At 39.2% G+C, this 19,728-nt stretch carries 7 protein-coding genes; 6 read left to right on the forward strand and 1 reads right to left on the reverse strand.

Annotated elements, in window-relative coordinates:
• The first annotated feature begins 242 nt into the window (after positions 1-242).
• The 6 genes from ACRRU2_RS21450 (at position 243) to ACRRU2_RS21475 (ending at position 16,897) form a co-directional block, all read left to right on the forward strand.
• Positions 243-6,701 (forward strand): hypothetical protein, encoded by a 6,459-nt coding sequence (locus ACRRU2_RS21450; RefSeq protein WP_432504872.1) that lies wholly within the window; start codon positions 243-245, stop codon positions 6,699-6,701.
• 3 nt (positions 6,702-6,704) lie between these two features.
• Positions 6,705-12,392 carry a dockerin type I domain-containing protein gene (locus ACRRU2_RS21455; protein ID WP_432504874.1) on the forward strand — a complete coding sequence of 1,896 codons (5,688 nt, stop codon included), beginning with the start codon at positions 6,705-6,707 and terminating at the stop codon, positions 12,390-12,392.
• Positions 12,389-13,981, forward strand: a complete 1,593-nt coding sequence (locus ACRRU2_RS21460; RefSeq protein ID WP_432504876.1) for an S-layer homology domain-containing protein — start codon at positions 12,389-12,391, stop codon at positions 13,979-13,981. The genes ACRRU2_RS21455 and ACRRU2_RS21460 overlap by 4 nt, the downstream gene beginning before the upstream one ends.
• 720 nt (positions 13,982-14,701) lie before the next feature.
• Positions 14,702-15,415, forward strand: a complete 714-nt coding sequence (locus ACRRU2_RS21465; protein WP_331700942.1) for a hypothetical protein — start codon at positions 14,702-14,704, stop codon at positions 15,413-15,415.
• Positions 15,416-15,746: 331 nt separating this feature from the next.
• The gene (locus ACRRU2_RS21470) at positions 15,747-16,247 is read left to right on the forward strand and encodes a GNAT family N-acetyltransferase (protein ID WP_331700941.1); all 501 of its coding nucleotides are present in this window, start codon (positions 15,747-15,749) and stop codon (positions 16,245-16,247) included.
• Complete coding sequence (locus ACRRU2_RS21475) at positions 16,232-16,897, forward strand: GNAT family N-acetyltransferase (protein WP_432504879.1); 666 nt, start codon at positions 16,232-16,234, stop codon at positions 16,895-16,897. The genes ACRRU2_RS21470 and ACRRU2_RS21475 overlap by 16 nt, the downstream gene beginning before the upstream one ends.
• A 526-nt stretch (positions 16,898-17,423) precedes the next feature.
• Here the strand turns inward: ACRRU2_RS21475 and ACRRU2_RS21480 are convergent.
• Complete coding sequence (locus tag ACRRU2_RS21480; protein ID WP_432504881.1) at positions 17,424-19,682, reverse strand: helix-turn-helix transcriptional regulator; 2,259 nt, start codon at positions 19,680-19,682, stop codon at positions 17,424-17,426.
• Between the last annotated feature and the right edge of the window lie 46 nt (positions 19,683-19,728).

Below are 19,728 nucleotides of genomic sequence, written 5' to 3' on the forward strand. Positions count from 1 at the left end.
GTCCTGATTATACGGAACTATTGTTGGCTTCGTAGTCTAGTCTCTCTATGAAACTTAAAGATTTCTTTATAATCCATCATGACTACTATTAACGATGGTACTATAGGAGGAAAGTGCTGTCGAGTAGTGTCGCAATTTGGTTGTAAAGGTTCATAATTGCAGATGAACTTACTGTCGATGCAGCAGACGTAAGCGGCCGAATCAAGCCGATTTGAAAATGTTATTATACGAGGAGGTATTTTATGAAGAAGATTTTAAGCTTAGTATTAGCAATAGCTGTGCTGGCATCTGTGTTTCCGGTTTATGTTCATGCATCCACCATCTATAGATATGAGTCTGGTGTGAGCAATGGGTCAGAGCTATATCTCGATGAAAACTCGACAGGTATTGAAAAAATAGAGTGGGACGGGAAAGCTAGCGATAAAAATGGTACTTATCACGTTATGCAATTTGCAGACCCTCCTGTTATTTTCCCACCTACCGTTTCAGATGAAAGTTTTGGCGATGACTGGTATACATTCCAGCCGGCTACAAAAACGCAAAATTTAAAGTTGGAAATTGACCGGGAAAAACTTTACAATGCAATGATTGCTAAGGATAAAGCAGAGGTTTCGATCACTTATATGATTGCGTTTCCTGAAGCTACTACCGATTTGTCTAGCTTTGGTGGGACTTTTCATTATATATGGGCAGCACCTGGAATAAAAGCATGGGAAAGACTATTTATAGGGGTAGCGCCGGACATACGGTCGTACTGGAAAAAATATGTGACTACTACTTTTTATCGTAGTGTATATAACCTTGGCAATCCAAAAATAGATCAAACGACTACCTTTGCTCACAGTGATGACAATCGATATCTAAATCGAAAATTTTCAGATGTTAAGATCACAGTTGAAGTGGATTCCATTCATAAAAAAAATCCGTCAGCAGAAAATAAAGCCGAGCTTATTGAAAATTTACAAGCAACACCTTCGTTATATCTTGGAAATAGTACAGATACAAAGCTTACTACTCTTACCATGACAAAAATGCGAGGAACAGATGGAAAATACAACGGTATACTTCAGTTTACTGGAAAAGTGCCGATGGATATTAGTGGGGTTGACGGCGCGGGTATAAGACTTCAGCTTGATGATGTATCTACATACTTAACGAAGGAAAATGTAGTTCAATATTATGATTTGGAAAATCCATCAGATGGAATAAAAACATCCCAAGGCTTTTATTTTTCTACTCATAAAGTGGATACACAAACACCAACCATAAAAATTACCGATGGAAATGGACTGGATCTAACTGGACAAAATTCCATTCAAAATAACATTAAGAAAGAGCATAAGTTTTATACGGTCGCTAGCGAAACACTTTATCCAGAGGGAAGTGTCGCCCACACCAATGAAAATCAAAATTATTTTAAATACGAGTTATATAAGAAAAACGGCGATGTTTACGAACCGACAACGACTAGAATAACAAACTTTGACGGTACAGGAATTGCAAATACGGTTAAAGCACCTATTAGTACGCAAGTATTACCAGGAGTTAGTATTAACCTAAATCCTATTGATCCTACAGAAGGAGAATTTAAACTTCGTTTGTATGGATGGGACAAAGCTGACAATCCACTAGGCGGAGCTGCCGGATATACAGAAATCGACAATATTAAATTAGATAACCAGGCTCCACGTGTAACGATTGATGAAACTGTACAACCGCAAGATTCACAATCTCGTAAAAGAAATGATTATAGATTTGAAATGAACGATTATCAACAAACTAATAATGGGTGGTCTAAAACTTATTATACTTTTATGAACGGTACTGCATTGCCAGATGATACTCCAATTGATGAAATTAAGCTTGCATCAGAAGAAATATCTTCTATTCAAGGAAAGTGGGCATTTGTAGATTCAAAAGGGGAAAGTACTACTGCAATACTGTCTATTCCAAAAGGTGATAATTTTGATGGAACACTCTACTATTTCACAATGGATTCATTAGGTAACGATTCACGAGACGAGCAAGTATTAAAATATTACACAAGACCAGTACAGATTTTTAATGGTTCTGCTTCGGATACTATTGTTACAACAGAAACCAGTACCCCTAAGCAGCGTTTTGATATCAAATTTGATATTAGTAATTCAAATCTTGAAACGAGTTATAAATGGGTTTCCCATCCTAGCAATGGAATAAGTTTCACGCAAAACTACACGGTTTATGAAGCAGGCCATGATGTTGGTGCAGCAGAAAAAATTAATAGCAGCGGCACTAAAGTTACAATGGATGGAAAATATACACTTGAATATCGCGTTAGAGATAAACGTTCAGGTAACTCATTAGAGTTTTCCAGAGAGTTTACTTATGACAACAAAGCTCCAGTGATTAGCTATGTAGTTGGAAATCAACATCATCTTTTTAAGTCAACTCATCAATTTACAGTGAAAGTGAAAGATGCAAGTGGCCTTGCAAGTGCATATTACTATTTAGCTAGACCAGGAACAGATACAAGAATAGCAAATGCGGAAAACTTTCCTCTGCCACTGAAGTTAAACGGTGAAGGTATATTGGAAGTTGATCAAACTTTGACAATGACAGGAATTCCATCAGGTGCATATAGCATTGTTGTTGTGGCAACAGATCTTCATGGTAGAGAAAGCAAAGAGATTTCTCCGTATTTTGGAATGAGATCGGAAGCTGTAACGATAACGAAGTTACAACATGCTCAAACAAAGACCATTAACGGCATGGGGGCAACAACAGATGGGACATATCATGTTCTTACTTTATTGAATGAACCTCATGTTGCTTGGACTTCTGAGAGTGCAACAAAATATCAGCAGCCGATTTATTATGCATCTATAAATGGAGTGCCAACTGAAAATGGTGTTGCCGTTCAAAACTTCACAGCGAGTAATAATTCGGGTGGTCAGTATGAATTTACCCTAAATACACCTCTTCCACTGAAAGAAGGTGTCAACACCATTGATTTTCAATTTGGACTTCTAAATAATGCTGCCGACCAAAGACCAGAGTTTTTAACAGAAAGTAAATCTATCAAAATTTTATATGATAGCCAAGCACCAACTTTTGAATTGCCTGAATATAGCACAATTCAGCCAACAAACTCATCAGTAACTGTAAGAATAGAAGCAGAAGATGAGGGCACAGGAATTTGTAAATTGACAGTACCTACAGAACATGCGGACAAAATCACTATTTCTCCATATACGAACGGTGCATTTACAGTAACTGTGAGCGAGAATGTGACAACTAATCTAGTGCTTTCAGACGAACTTGGTCATAGTGTTTATGTTCCTATTACAGTTTCGAATATAGATAAAGCAGCTCCGATAGCAATTGCATCAAAAAGTGCAATCGTAAAAAATGGAGCAAGAAAAGATGGTACTGTTACGGTCGATGTCTCAGATAAGAGTGACACAACTGTTTCTTTCGCACTTGTTAAAGATCCTGCTGCAAACCATGTTCTAACCGAAGAAGACTATGAATGGTTTAGTGCAAGTGAATCAGTAACATTACAAAGTAGTCAGACTATTACTAATAGCCAAGGACACAAACAGAAAACGTATACTATTGACTTGAAAGGGCTTAATGGCATTCATGCGATTGGAATCAAAGCTACTGACAATGCAGGTAATATTACTGAAAAAGTATTCTATGACTCCAAGTTGGATTTGGTGGACGCAGAAGCAGCAATTGTAGGTGTTAGCGCCAACCCAGCAATAACAAAAACGACCTCAACGGTTACCGTTTCATTTAATGTCCCAGTAACGGTTATGCCAAATGCACCAATTGAGGGCAATAAGGTGAACGAAATGGCAGGGTCGAATCATCTATATAGAGGGCTGTTAACAACATCTGTTGATTATGTCATGAATTATGATATTGTCATTCAAAATAATAATGAAATTAGTCTATATATTCAGGATGAGGCGGGAAGGGATAGTATTGTAACGTTTACACCTGATGTTGAATTCATTGAGGGATTTGAGATTACAGGGAATGTACAAAGAAATGGAACTGCTGTGCAAAATGGTGGATTTATATCCTATAAGGAAAACGATACGCTTTATTACGTTATTGTTCCCAATCCTAAATACTCTGGGCAATATTTCTTTGTTGAAAATGCAGTGTTATCTGGATTAGAACTAAATACGGAACTAAGTGTGCTTGCTCCTTCATTTGAAGAGGTAGAAGGAAGAACGGCTTATTCCAAGCTTGTATTAGAGGCAGTAAGAGATGGCAAGACTACGAAATCAGCTTACTTCGAGGTTTATACAACTGAAGGTTTTGAAGCGGATCGGATGGAAGAAGCGTATGTCGCAATCTCAGTGGTTGATGAAACTGCACCTGTTGCTAGTGTGGAATTTTCGAATACTGAGCCAACAAATCAAAATGTGAATGCGAGGCTTTCAATATCTGACCCGGAAAGCGGAATATTAATGCTTGAACGTTCCTATGACGGAAAAAAGTTTGATAAAATCGAATCCATTGCATCTCATACTGAAAATTTTAGCCTCAATGCAACGGTATATTTTAGAGTAACTAACAAGGCGGGAATGATCACAACCCTCCCAGTTACAGTTTCAAATATTGATAAAACACCAATTACAGAAGGTGTACACTACACTTTAGATTACAGTTACGAAAATTATTTAGGAAATTGGGTTCCGATCCAAGAAGGAAAAGCTTATAGAAGAGTGATGGCAACTGTTAATTCTATCGGTGGCGGAAAAACATTATCTATGATTAACAATGCTTCCTTTTCAAAGACTCTAACGAAAGATGCTAATTCCTTTACCTTTGAATTTAAAGATCAATCAGGAAACACCCATTCTCAGAAAGTGAGTTATGATGACTTTGACAATACGATAGGTGAGACAACTTATGTATTATCAAACACTTCCAAGACGAATAAAAATATATTCGCAACAATCACTATAACGGATGACTCGGGTGAAATTTCATTCGCAGAGGTCAAGAAGGATGATGTAGTTTATCCATTCAAAGGTGAGCCGCTTGAGAATGAATATGTCGTTGAACTTGATAGCTCGGGAGTTTATTATGTGACAGCATATGATTACGCAGGAAATAAGTGGACTACTTCATTAACAGTTTCAAATATTAATAAAGTAGCACCCATTGCAACTGCAATGACGTACAGCACGCTGCCAACAGAGTTTACGACACAAAGTATCAATGTTGAGTTAACACAGTTCAGTAAAGATATTAAAACCATTAAGGTTACCAATGTTGAACCAGTGGGAAGCTTAACTTATTCCGACATCGTTCATATCCCTGGTAGTAAAGCGGTTCGTTTTAGAAAAAATGGTACTGTAGCAGTGACCTTTGTAGATGAGTACGGTAACGAAGGTAATGAAATTATTAATATTTCAAATATTGTATCTACACCACCACAAGTTAGTGCAACTGCAACATTAGCGAAGGATAAGTTGAGTGTTAATGTAACATTTGACCAAATTCGTGACCGTGATGGCGTTCCGCTAGACATTCTTAGAACGATGCAAGACCTTACCGTTTCTTATCGTGGATATGAATATGCACTTTCAACAGAGGTTAAAAATGAAGATGGTGATGTGGTGTCTTTTGAAGATACTGTTATCAACATTAAAACAAATGGGGAGCACGTATTTCAAGTTAGAGACCAAACAGGATTAACACAAAAAATTCTGTTAACGATCGAAGGAATTGAAGTTGGAGCACCAAAGATTAAAGAAATTCGTTGGTCGTATAAATATCTTGTGAAAAACGAATCTGGTCAGTGGATTGAACACGATTATCAAAACAAGATTAAAGTTGGAGTTGACACTTCAGGAAAAGAAGAAGGTTATGTTGTTGGAATTGATAAAAATCCAATAACCAATCAAGATGTCAACGTTACTGTAATCACGGATAAAGATGCTAAGTTCGTTGGAGGAAACGACGTTTGGGAACTCGATAAATCAATGAACTATAGCAATAATGGACTTTATGTATTTAATCTGCAAGGAAGAACAGGAGAGCATACTTCATACGGTGTTAACATTGGTCTCATTGATAAAACTCCTCCTGAATTAAAACTTAAAAACGGTGAGGAGCTAATCTTCATCGAGGGAATGACAGCTAAAAAAGATGCTTCAACTGCCTATGACAAATCAAAGCTATTTGATTTCGAAGCATGGGATATGGTTGCTAATAAAAAAGTTGATTTAACTAACCGAGTTAGCATTAACTATGGTGTAGGCGGGAGAGTATTTAATCCTGACAACATCTCAGCGAATGAATTTAATCGCTCAAACCCTTACTATATCGACTATACAGTAAGAGATGATGCAGGAAATCAAACTACAGTTCGTCGCACAGTTCGTCTTGTAGGTCTTTATGACACAGTAGCGCTTGTTAACGGAGCAATGCCAGACAGTTCGAATGTTGCAACGGTGAATGGAAACAAAATTGAAATTTCACTGAAAAACTTTGCAGGCATTTCGTATGCACGTTATGAAAAAGGCACCTTAACACAAGGTCAAATGAAAACAAAAGGAACTGTTATGCGGGAGAAAAACGGAGTGTATACAATTGATAATGTCTCAAATGGTTGGTATACCGTTTATATTCAAACGGATAAGCGAGACTATTTCAACATTTCTGTATATGTTTCAAACAAAGGAGGGAAATAAGCAATGACTATCTTTAGTAGATTAAAACGCGGCATAGCTATAACCACTTTTCTAGCGATGTTATTTACTTTTGCAAGTTTCCCAGTAAGTGCAGAAGCTAGCGGTGCGAATTATTCCATTGCTAATGATTTTATGAAATACTCCATTAATTCAAAAACAGGTGGATTTTCTATCGAAACCGTTGATGGTCATCCCCAAAAAGCTTTTGACAACAATATTCCGTTGCTCTATAAAGAAGATGCAGCAAGAAGCAATGGAACATCATTTACTACCGTACGTATTGACGGAAAAGATTATATTTTCGGTCAGGAATATGGATGGTTTGGAATAGATACTAAACTTCATGAGCCTGTCCTTTCTGATCAAAACAGACTAATGACGATCGCATGGGACATCAAGGGGTATACAATAACACAAAAAGTATCCATTTCAACGGATCCTAGCAACTCGTTAGTTGGAAATATTGGTATTTCATATGACGTGGTAAATAATAATTCCAAAGTGGGAACGGTAGGTATTCGTCTTCTTCTAGATAATGCCCTTGGTTCAGAAATTGATGCACCTCATGTTCTCGTTAACCGATCACAACCGACAATCGTGGAAACAGAATATAGTGGTGAGAACTTGCCGCAACAAATTAGATATTTAGATTCTCTTTCAGCTTCAGACAAAATGGGCTACGCCCTTTTGTCTGGCTGGAGTGGAAATAATGACGTAAGTGTTGATAAAGTCATTGTGGGGCACTGGGTTAATCTTGCAAATACAAGATATGATTATACACCGAATCCTAACGTTGACTTTACTAACTATTCGAATCCATATTTAACACCTGATACTGCAACAGCTTTTTATTGGAACGAAAAACCAATTGAACCAGGTAAAGTGCGAGTTTCTGAGATGCTTTATGGTATTGGTAACTTTTCAGATCAAACACAAGACAAAGATTTATCCATCGGTATCCAGACAGATAAAGTTCAATTGAACAAAGACAAAGATGGCTATCTAAACGATGGCAAATTTAAAGCAACTGTAACCATTGACAATAGTATTACTGGAGCTAAAGAGCTTATAGAACCAGTTGTTGTCCTTACTCTTGATGAGGGACTTACTTTTGCAGCAACGAATACAAGAGAATATACGGTTCAGATTTCAGGCGGGTTAAATGTGGGTACTGTATTTGATATTCCAAATATAGAAATTATTGCATCAAAGCAGTCTATGATTACCGCGAAGCGATTGATAGTATCGTTAAACGCAACAGAAATGAACGATGCAAACAAGCCCAAACTGGTTGAATATAGTGCGAATAAAAATATATTACTTCCAGCAATTGAAGGAGAAATTCCTGATATCTCTTTAAAGCATATTTTTCCTGCAGCAGTTTATCATGAAGGAGAGAAAAATATCACCATTTCTGGAGATATGAAAGTTTTGGAAAAAGCCATTATAGGCATTGATGGATGGGATCTTTTTCTTGTCGCTAATGCAACTGGTGAGACGACGTTAATTGATAAAAGAAAAATTAGTTTTGTTGAAGAAGGTCAAGCGCTTTCGTTTTCAACTGATAGAAAGTTAGCAATTGGAAAATATAAAATTGAAATTAGATTTACAAATCAACAATTAATTGAAGCGTTTAAAGCTAAGATTATTTCGACATCGGAACTAGATGTAACAAATGACCCGAAAGATAAAAGTGCGAGTTATGGTATTGTTTCGTTAGTTAGAATTACAGACTCTTCTAATCATAGGCAGTTATACGATTATGTAAATTTTGAAAACGAAGATGTAATGAAGAAATTTATCTCTGGTGAAGTTAAAAGAAATGGTATCATTCATAAAGACATAACATATAAAGAAGGCGAAACAGAAGTACTATTGACAGTTCGTGGAAAAGTTAGATTAATGGGTTCTGGTAAAAGCAGTTATTACTCTGCTAGTAAAGCCGATGGTGATATTTCTATTAACAACATTTTGTCTTATGACAGCAACACTCCACTTACGATGACAGTTAAGGATATTGGAGCAAAATTAGAAGGCGATGGTACAGTAAAAGTAATAAACTCTATTAATATTTGGCATCATAAGTGGTTTTTTGAAGCCAAAAATGGAGTGAAATACAGCTTGGACCGGGAGGCTGTTTCCGAAAATGAGGCTAAAGCATTAGAACTGAAATTTGGAGATGCTGGTTCTATGCTGCAAAATATTGCTGGATTTTTAATCAATATTAAGTACGGTGTCATGACTCAAGATGAAGATGACTTCGGAATTAGCTTCGGCGGAAAGATTTCAATGCCTTTAAAAGCTGCAGATGAGAAAAAGAATGAATCGCATTATGACTACAAGGGTTCATTAACTGCAGAAATTAGTGATATCCAATATGGTATTAAAAACGAGAAACGTGGTTTTATTGGTATTAATACTACACTAGCTGTAGCACTGCCAGAAGATATTCTAGGTCCATTAGTAGGAAATAAATATGGTGCTATGGCAGAAGTAACGATAGACACGATTGGCGGCATCTATAAATTGGAGTATGGACTTTCTCTCTTAACAATGGAAGTGGAAGGTACGTTGGCATTTAAAGAGGTTCCAATGAACAATCTTCCAGATATCATGATTGACGAACTTACATTCTTTATAGCGAGTAAAACAAAGAAAGTTCCAATTGTTGCACCTTATGTATTTATGACGGGGCTAGGTGGAGGGGTTTCAAACCTAGCAGATACCATTTCTGGAACACCGGATGGCAAACTTCCACCTATTACACTTCATCTTCAAACAAGGTTATTAATTAATCTAGTTATTGTAGGTGACTTCAAGCTAAAAGCAAACCTATCTGGTCTTAGTCTTGAAGGTACTGCTAGATTGGAAAAAGACGATGAAGGAAGACTCTTCAATCTTAAAGCGGGAATGGATATTCAATGGATATCGCCATTTCAGTTAACTGGCTACGGTAATGTTAGCATTCATGCTGGGGCGGTTCGTGGTGGAATAACCATTAAAATTACAGAAGATTATTTTTATGGTTATGTTTATGCAGCAGTTTATATTCCAACTTCAGTTCCATTTATAGGCGGGAAGAGACTTGGTGGAATTGAGGCAGCAGTTTCATCTGACTTTATTGGTGCGAATTTTAGAGTCATTGGAATTAGAGTTGGCTTTATCTATTATTGGGATGGCGATTTTAGCTTTGGTGGTCCTGTCGATCTTTCATCTAGAGGAGGAGCTGTACACTATGTTCATTCGGAAGCGCTAGATGCGAATGGAAATCTTGTACCAACCACTGCGTTATATGGAACGAATATGCGAAGGCTCACTACAAAGGCAGTAGCTAAAACTCGAGCAGGAAAAGGAATTACAAAAGAAGTTAACCCAGCATCGAAAGATTCACTTCTCTTTGAAATCCCGCTTCGTGGCCATGTTAAACCTTCTGCATCTGAAATCATTATCACTAATCCTGCTGGGAAGCAACTGATAATGATGGAAGACGATAATAACGGAAATGGAAACTATCTTGTTCAATCTTTAGATGGTACAAATTATTTGTATATTACAATCACTGATCCCAATCTAATTGTTGCTGGTGAATGGTCAGTTTCTGTGACAACAAAAGATGTTTATATCGACAATTTTGAAGTAAACAGTGTTGAAGATTTGCCAGAGATGACAGGCATTAGTGCAACGCATAGCAAAAATACGAGCCGTGATATTAACCTTTCTTGGACAATTGACGGGCAAAGTGATTATTCAGGGGCAGTTAATGTTTATGTCACAAAAGACCCATCCATTATGCAAACCATAGAATCAGATAACACTCAAGATACTTCATCCTTAATTAGTATTGGTAATTTTGAGCTAGATAAAATTAAATCAGGCTCTCATGTATTTACACTGCCTGAGTCATTCCCTGAAGGGAATTATTATGTTGTTGCTATGCTTGTTAACCATCTAGGTGGAATGAGTAAGCAAATCACTTCAGCTCCATTCACATTTAAAAATCCATTGCTACCACAAAAACCAGAGTTAGTAGCTGCGGCCTACAATGGTGATGGCTATGTGAAGGTTGATATAACTGGAAGTGACAAAACGGCAACCCATTATTTTGTGGCAATAGAAGATGAGAACGGAGTTGAGGTTGATAGTTCCTTTGGTCAGTTTCCTGTAAATAGTGAAATTATTCTAAAACCGTTAGACCAAGCGAACAATCCTCTATTACAAGCAGGCAAGACTTATTCTATTAAAGCCAAAGCTGTTAGAATAGTCGAATCTGCACTTAATCATACGGAATATTATAGTTCTACCGAAGTTGCATCATCGGAAAGCTTTGTTATGCCTTCTATCAACAAACCTAAGCTTTTAAGTGTTGAAACAAATATCGACAAATCCAAAGAACATTATTATTTAAGGACTGATAAATTAGAGGTAAAGTACACTTTCGATACACCCGTTAAAATGACTTTGAATCTTAATAAAGAGGATAAGAACAAGCCTGAGGAATTTAAGGCGGAATGGTCATTTGAAGAAACACTTGAAGACGGCGCGCATTTGATTGACTTTACTGCAGTTAGTGAAAATCGTGACACCATTCAAGGTAGCCTGTCATCAGGGGCAATTGGTGTTACTGTCGATACAAGCGCACCTATATTACTTCTAGGTGAAGAAGTTCAACCAAGTCTAGATAAGGATCAAGTTGAAAATACAGTTAGCAATCAAGTTGTTTTTGTTAGTGCGAACGGGGGCTATAGCTTCTATGGTCTAACAGAAGCATCTGCATCATTGACTTTAGGTGGTAGTTCAGAAGGTATTGTGGTGAATCCAGACGGAACATTCCAGGTTAACCGTAAGACTTCAAGTCAAGAACCAAACCAAACCTTACTGTTGAAAGCAGTTGATGAAGCTGGAAACGAAACGGTTGTTCCCATTTATCTTGTGAATCGTGAATTGTCAGAGTTTGAGAGCATTAAATTAATATCTGACCTTGAAAACTCCGACAATCAACCTGATGCTATCGAGCTTGGAATAGGCGGAAAAACAAAGCTTTCTGTTAAGGCTCTTCGTAAAGTTGGCGAAACCGACTTAAAAGAAGAAGATATTGTATGGCATGTTCTATATAATCAGAACATTATCAAGCTCTCACAGGATGGTACCATTGAAGCTTTGGCTCCAGGTGAAACGGCAATCAAAGTTAGTTATAGACTTGCTGCTTTTGAAGGTGAAAATGGGAAAATAGTCTATAAAGAACTGTCAGACGTTATTAACATTAGTGTGAAAGATCTGGGATATCGTTATGAAGTTCGACAATCACAAGGATTCTCGTTGTTCACCATATACACGGAGATAAATATGGGTAAAGCAACAGTTGTGATTGGAGACAACCAACAAACACTCCTGTATGACAAACTTAAAAAAGCTTATATTGGTTCTTCAAGAGAACTTGTCACGGGTGAGCAATTAGTAGCCAAGCTTGTTTTTGAACCAACAGTGAAATCTCCTAATCTTCTTCGTGGAGACACCAATGGTAGTGGGGCTGTGGATCGAGCAGACGTTCTAGCGACAATAGATGCTCTATTAAATAATGTCTTCAACGGCTACAGTTCTTCTGAAAACTGGATGAGATCTGATTTAAATGGCGATGGCATTGTTGATATTGTAGACGCGCAACTCGCACTAATGGAGGCACTGAGAAGATGAGGAAACAATTGAAAATGATGTTGTGTATGCTGCTTCTAGTGGCTGTCTTACCATCCTATGCCTACGGCGCAAACGATGCTGCTGACCTTAGTTATCGTGTAGATATGAAAGTAACGGATCGCTCCGGTAACTCTAAATCGTCATTTGAAGTCGGAGAAGAAATTTTTGTTAAACTAAGTTTTGCCTATACTGGTGCTGGTAAAGCACCGGTATATGGCTTTCAAGGAAAGCTGCAGTTTGATTCTTATGTCTTGAAAAACACTAGTCTCAATATGGAAAAGGACATTTCAATGAAATATTCCGATGGTGTAATCAACTATGTCTATCTTGACATGACCGCGGGCGGAAAAGCTGATTCCATGCTGCAAAATATTGGAACTGCCGTATTTCAAGCTAGAAACAACGGAACCTTCAATTTTTCTTTAAGCAACTTCCTTATAACCAATAAAGATGCTACACTGCGGTATATTGAACCGTTTGAAGATGTGCAAATCATTGTTGGCAATGGAATAAAGGAAGCTTCTAAGTCTTCACTCTATGAAGACATTGAGGCTGCAAAAGCTTATCTAGCTTCAGTTACTATTGCGGATAATCCAAAAATGATATATTACCCTGATTTTTGGTATTCAACAACATCAGCTCAAAATCTTCGAAATGTTATTTCTAAAGTTGAGGCTGTTTTTGAGAATGAACACGCTCTAGATTCGGAAATTTCAGAAGCAATAGAGAAGCTAAGCATTGCCTTTTCCAATTTTGAGAATTCAAAAATAGTAGGCCCGAAACGTTGGGTTGACTCGGGTAGTAACACTAATCTTAACTACTCTGTTAAAGCTTCTGTGCAAGGCGGAAATGGTAAAATTGCTGATGGCTTTGAAGATCAAACGATTCGTGCAACAACCTCTGCAACGATCAGAATGATTCCCGATGAAGGGTTTGAAACCGAATATATCATTATCAATGGTGAAAAATTTATAGGCCGTGACATTTATACCATTCCAGAGATTAGTCGTGACACAACTGTTGTGGTTACATTTGTGAGAAAACCTCCGTTTGCAGATATAGCACATGACGATTGGTTCTATTTTTCTGTAAGATACGCTTATAACGAAGGGCTATTCACGGGAACTTCTGAAACTAAATTTTCACCTTCTGGGAAAATGAGCCGTGCCATGCTTGCCACTGTATTATATCGTATGGAAAATCAACCAAATGTTAAGTTTTCAGATGTGTTCTCTGACGTTCAAAGCGGTCATTGGTATTCAGATCCTATTATTTGGGCCAACCAAAACCAAATTGTAAACGGATATGGTAAAGGTATATTTGCTCCCAATGCTTCAATCACTCGTGAGCAAATTGCTGTTATGCTCTATAGATACGCAAAGGGTAAAGGATTTGACCTTCGTAGCGACATTTCAAGCCTTAGCTTCAAAGATGCAAATAAAATTTCGGCCTTTGCCAAAGAGTCAGTTATTTGGGCTGTGTCAAAGGGGATTATGAAGGGCAACTCTGATTTGTCTCTGAATCCTTCTGGTCTTGCAACCAGAGCAGAGGTTGCCACTATGCTCCAAAGGTTTATCGAGTTGGAATAATCTGTGAATAATACCACAAGTAGGGTAAGTGTTCGTAAAATATTTGGGTTTACTTTGCACGGCTCTGGTTGGGGGAAGTTTTTATTCGTTGGAAAAATGGGATCATAGCGTCGGGCATTACTTGACGCTCTTGACCCATTTTTTTTCATTCCGCTAACTTTGCAATCGACTTAATTAAATGAATTCCTCAACGCAAATCTGTGCTTTTCCATTCTCGTCAAATGATGTGCCGACTCCTAGAAGGCTTAAACTATCCAATACCTCAAAATTGCCCCCGTATAGTCCGGTGTGCTCGGACGTCTCTTTACTTACGCGACGTTAGGTCTAATTGAATCCAAGTAAGCATAATTGATCAAAGCGTCTATTCTTTTCAAGAGACAGGGGGCCAGATATATGCTGTTTGCCAGCAATGCGTTGCAAGCACTAACTTAAAGTTTTCTTTAGGTTTCACAAGTAGGCTAATCCACCATGATAAAATAGAATCACTATGGTATTTAGTATCACTTTTTCGTCAGGTGCTACGAATGCAACAGCATCACTTTAAGGATCTCTACTGTGAAGCAGCCGATATAGTGGATACTACGAGAATGTCGATTAATTGTGGGAAAATTTTACCGTTAATTAAGTTGGCAGATTGAAAATAAAATGGGAGGACAAGGCATTCGCTTCTTTGGCTCATTTTTTGCTAATAACAAGATCACGAATAGTGGAGGTAAAAATATGAAAACAAGTAAGCGACAATTGAAACCGAAAGGATTTATTTGGATCTGGATGCTGATCGTCAGTATGGTTCCTCTGTTGTTGCTTGTGCAGCAGGCGACGGTTCATGCGGTTGGTTTTATGGAATGGCAAACCGTAGATAGTGCGGGTTTTCCGGGAGGTTGGGCTTATGAGTCATCGATAGCGCTAGACAGCAGCGGTACCCCTTATGTTGTCTATGCAGATGCTGGGAACGACAATAAAGTGACCGTAATAATATATAATGGAGGAAGTTGGGATCCTATAGGCGGTGCGGGTTTCTCGGCAGGTTCGGCTCATGCTCCATCGATAGCGCTAGACAGCAGCGGCACCCCTTATGTTGTCTATGCAGATGCTGGGAACGACAATAAAGCGACCGTGATGAAATACAACGGAAGCAGTTGGGTAACTGTGGGCAGTGCTGGCTTTTCGGCAGGTTCGGCTGAATATACATCGATAGTGCTAGTCAGCAACGGCACCCCTTATGTTGTCTATACAGATGCTGGGAACGACAATAAAGCGACCGTGATGAAATATAACGGAAGCAGTTGGGTAACTGTGGGCTGTGCGGATTTTTCAGCAGATTGGACTGAATATATATCGATAGTGATAGACAGCAGCGGCACCCCTTATATTGTTTATAGAGATGGCGAGAACGCCTATAAAGCGACCGTGATAAATACAACGGAGCACTGACGACAGACATTACAGATCCCGTCTGCAATGGGGGGGCGTTCGCCTAGCAGATATGCTGAACTGTATCACTGCCATACTCATCGGCTACATATCTGTAAATAAGCGACGTGAAGCAAGAAGCGTAAGTTCTAAGGGAATCATTTCCTAGAACTTACGCTTTTTTTGCATAGAGGAGCTGCTGAAGAGACAGCCTCTTCTTACTCTCTATTTTGTCTGAAGCAGCGATGTGCTCATTCATTTCTCGCGGTTACTATTGCCATCCTGTGTATTACATGTATAATGAGTAAATAATTTTCTGAAATTTCTGATAGGAATAAAGGGGGAAAGTTCAATGAAAATTAGAATGAAGCCACTAAGTTTAACCGATGGACGGGATGTTTTCGAAATGCTGCAAGAGATCGGGCTAGGGGAGAATGGTTTTAAAACAAACTTCGCCGAGCAGGATTTTGAGCAATTTAAGGACAGCTTGCCGAGGTTAGTCGAAATATCAAGTGGCATTAATCTTGCAGAGGGTAATGTCCCTCAAACGATTTATTGGATGTACGTGAACGATCAGCCGGTTGCCTACGGGAAGCTAAGACATAGATTAACAGATCAGTTAATGAAATATGGCGGACATGTTGGATATATCATTAGACCGAGTGAACGCGGGAAAGGTTATGGGAAGCTTTTTCTTAGTGAGTTAACGAAAGAAGCTAGGAAACTAGGTTTGGACAAAATACTGCTCACCTGCGACGAGGAAAATTTGCGCTCTCGAAAAGTAATTGAAAGAAACAATGGGGTAATAGACACGATCCATGATGGCATATGCCGATATTGGATACAGCTTTAAGCGGTGGACACCGCGTATTGGTATATAGTAAGTTGGTGGAAACTGGCTTAAGCAAAGCGAAAATAACTAAAGCAAAGCAGGTGCTACAAATGAAACTGGAGTCCATATTTTCTGACCTACCTACTCTTGAAACAGACAGAACTATCCTTCGCAAAATTCGCTTGGAAGACGCCCAGGATATGTTTGCTTATTGTTCCGATGATGATGTGGCGAAATATACGACATGGTATAAACACCTTTCGATCGAAGATACGAAATCATTTATTAATCATCTGCTGGGGAGATATGAGCTTGCAAAGGTTTCCCCTTGGGGCATACAAGATAAATTAACTGGCAGGCTTATTGGGACATGCGGCTTTGTACAATGGAACTCGGAACATGCAAGCGCTGAACTTGGATATGCATTATCGAAAACATATTGGAATCAAGGCTATATGACGGAGATTGTTAAAAAAATAATAGACTTCGGATTTACTGCGACTGGCTTGATAAGGATTGAGGCGAGATGCCTTGTAGACAATATCGGTTCGGCTATGGTGATGGAAAAATCGGGCATGCGGTTGGAAGGTGTATTTAGAAAGGTAGTATACACAAAAGGAATCCATCAGGATTTGAAGGTTTATTCTATTATAAAGCCCGAGTTGCTATAAACATGAATAAGTAGCTAAAATGCCAATGAAATCTCACGAGAATACTCTCGATACATTAGGCATGCAACAGCCCCTTTACTATTGCATGCTGCCATGTCCTCACATGCATCGATAGTCTCTCTAGCTGGTCAGTCGTTCCGTTATTACGCCCAAAGTGGCAGTTTTGAGGTAATAAGGTGACAGACGTTCCGCTATTGGTCAATAAATCGCAGAAAAAGTATCAATTAGGGCCGAATAGCGGAACGTGTGACCGCGAAAATAAAAAAATGGCGATTTTAAGGCAAATAACGGAACGTGTGACCAACAAATGCTGAAAATTTTAGTGGCACCAGCAGCCTATAAGCTAGACTCGATTGAGGCAGTAGTACGCACCGGCCAGACTCAATCGCATCAGCAGCACTCAACCATACCCAACTCAGACTCAATCGCATCAGCAGCTTTCCGCCTCAGACTAGAACGCAGCATAACCTTCTCTAGGCTGATTTTGCTAGGACGGCTTCACCAGGCTGACATTCAGCATACGGGTTCAAGAAAGCTGCCGCTTCCTGTACTCACCCGGCGTAACGCCCGCATATCGCTTGAACATGCGGATAAAGGAATTGACGCTCTGGTAGCCTAGCCGCGCCGAAATGTCATTGATTTTTAGATCGACTTCAGACAGCATTTCCTTGGCTTTAGAAATACGTACACGATTTAAGTATTCGCTGAAGCTTTCGCCTGTCTTCTCTTTAAAATAAGTAGACAAATAGCTACGCGAAATATTGAGCTTATCTGCAACCAAATCAAGCGAAATATCCTGCTCCAAATGCTCGTTCACATATTGCTGTACAAAGCTGGTGACCGGGTCTTTTTCCTCGATTTTCTCCTTCAGTAAATGCACGGTGTCCATGGCCATCCTCTCGAACAAAGCAGCGAATTGCTCTGTCGTAAAGCAGGCTTGCAGCTGCTCCCGCCATCCGACCTCAAGCGAGCTTCTATCTTTGGAAAGTCTGCGCGCATCAAGCGAATGCTTACTAACCTTCATAACTAGCTCTCCAAGCTCTGCATAAGCAGAATGAGGAGCGGCGTTTTGCTTCAGCTGCTCCAGTTGTTTATCGGTCCACTCCAATATAGCGCGGCTGTCGCCGGAGCTTATTCTCGTTGCAAGCTCATCCTCTTGCTTTGCACTTATAGCAAGTGAATAGGCAGCCCTTTTCTCAACAATAATTTGTGTATCATCGCCTGGTAGACGCTGTTTTAACATAGCTAAGGCTAACTCGTAAGCGTCAGTAAATTCAGAGGATTGCTTGAATACAGGTGTGACTGCAATGGTAAACAAAGCGAGGTCTTTATCCTGATCCAGCACCTCCTTCAAGCTCTGCAGCACATCCGGCTGTGCGTGCAGCCCGGTTTCACCAAATTCGATCACTAATATTTGATCTTGGTCAATTTGAAAGATAACACTGTCGCTTGATAGCTGAGAGAAATGATAGTTAATATATTCACGTATAAAATAAGTCGTACGCTCCGAGTCCAGCTCAGCCGCTTCAGAGGAATGAGGCAGAAAATGAACGTGGACGAGCATGAGCGAAAATGGTTTGTTCTCGTATGCGGTATCCTTCAGATCGTGAAACTGAGTATGAATTCTCTTAAATTTATTTGTATAGGCGTAGTAGCGCAGCAACGAATTTTTCTTCGACAAATCATCGTTCAGATCGGTGTTAGAGTCGATAAGCTGCTTCAGCTTTTCCTGAATCACTACAAATTCACGAATGCCGCTGTCCGCCTGCGGCTCTTGATTATAATGCTGAATGGACTCCATTAACCGCTTGACGGGATGATGGAGGCGAACGCTGAACCAAAGGGATACGATAGTGCCGATAACGATCGTGGCGCCTAGAAGTGTAAGCAGCACGATATTCAGCTTGAGCAGCTGAGCAGAAATATTTGTAATCGGAACCTTGGTCAAATAAGTAAAACCGGTCTCTATTCCTTTTATATAGAAATAATAATAGCCATTCGAGGTAAAATTGCCGCCCTTGCCTGTCAAAGCGTGAAGCGGGATCGTTTCATCTGCTGCAGATGTACTGAACAGAGGTGAGCCAGTTTCATTCAGTATAAAAAACGGATGGTCCTCAGTATAATGCAGCGTACGGAACAAAGACCTGGCATCCAGCAGCACGATGAAATACATATCGTTGTATAGATTGCTTTTGACGATAATAGGCAGCAAATAGCCAAGTGATTTGGCCGTATGCATATAGATCTCTTTGAATTCAGCAGCAGGATACGTATGGAAAAAATCTCCTGAATCGAATAAGTCCTCCCAAAAGCTCAGCGGGTACTGGGGGCTTACCAAAAACTTGTCGAACATATCCTTGCTGCGGCTTGACCCTTCTTTCTCAAGCACATAGGCACCTTCCTTGAAATGAACCATCACATTCATATAATGAAGAAACGGATTCAACTGCAGCGCTTTCAATTCCTTCTGCACGCTTACCATACGGTCATAGCCGACCCCTTCGGGCAATTTCCGCAGGAAATTCAAATTCATCATCAACTCTTCCTTCTGATAAATTCCAAGCATTAAATTTTTCGTCAAGTCGATATGGCGCTCATAGCCCTCCATCGTATGCTGCATATTCAAGTCGTTGTATTTAATAATTTCTTTATGAATTTTATTTTTCAAATAAAAGAATGACAAAAAATTGAATGCAACCAAAAGCACAATTACCGCCAGAAAGCTGAGCATTAAACGAACGAATAATGAATGATTTCGCAGTGGATTACGAAATAAGCTGCGCATGACTTCCCCTCTTTCTATATCGCTTATGCACGCCTCGCTTTATGCC

It is taken from the genome of Paenibacillus sp. GXUN7292, from assembly GCF_050864975.1.
Taxonomy (GTDB): Bacteria; Bacillota; Bacilli; order Paenibacillales; family Paenibacillaceae; genus Pristimantibacillus.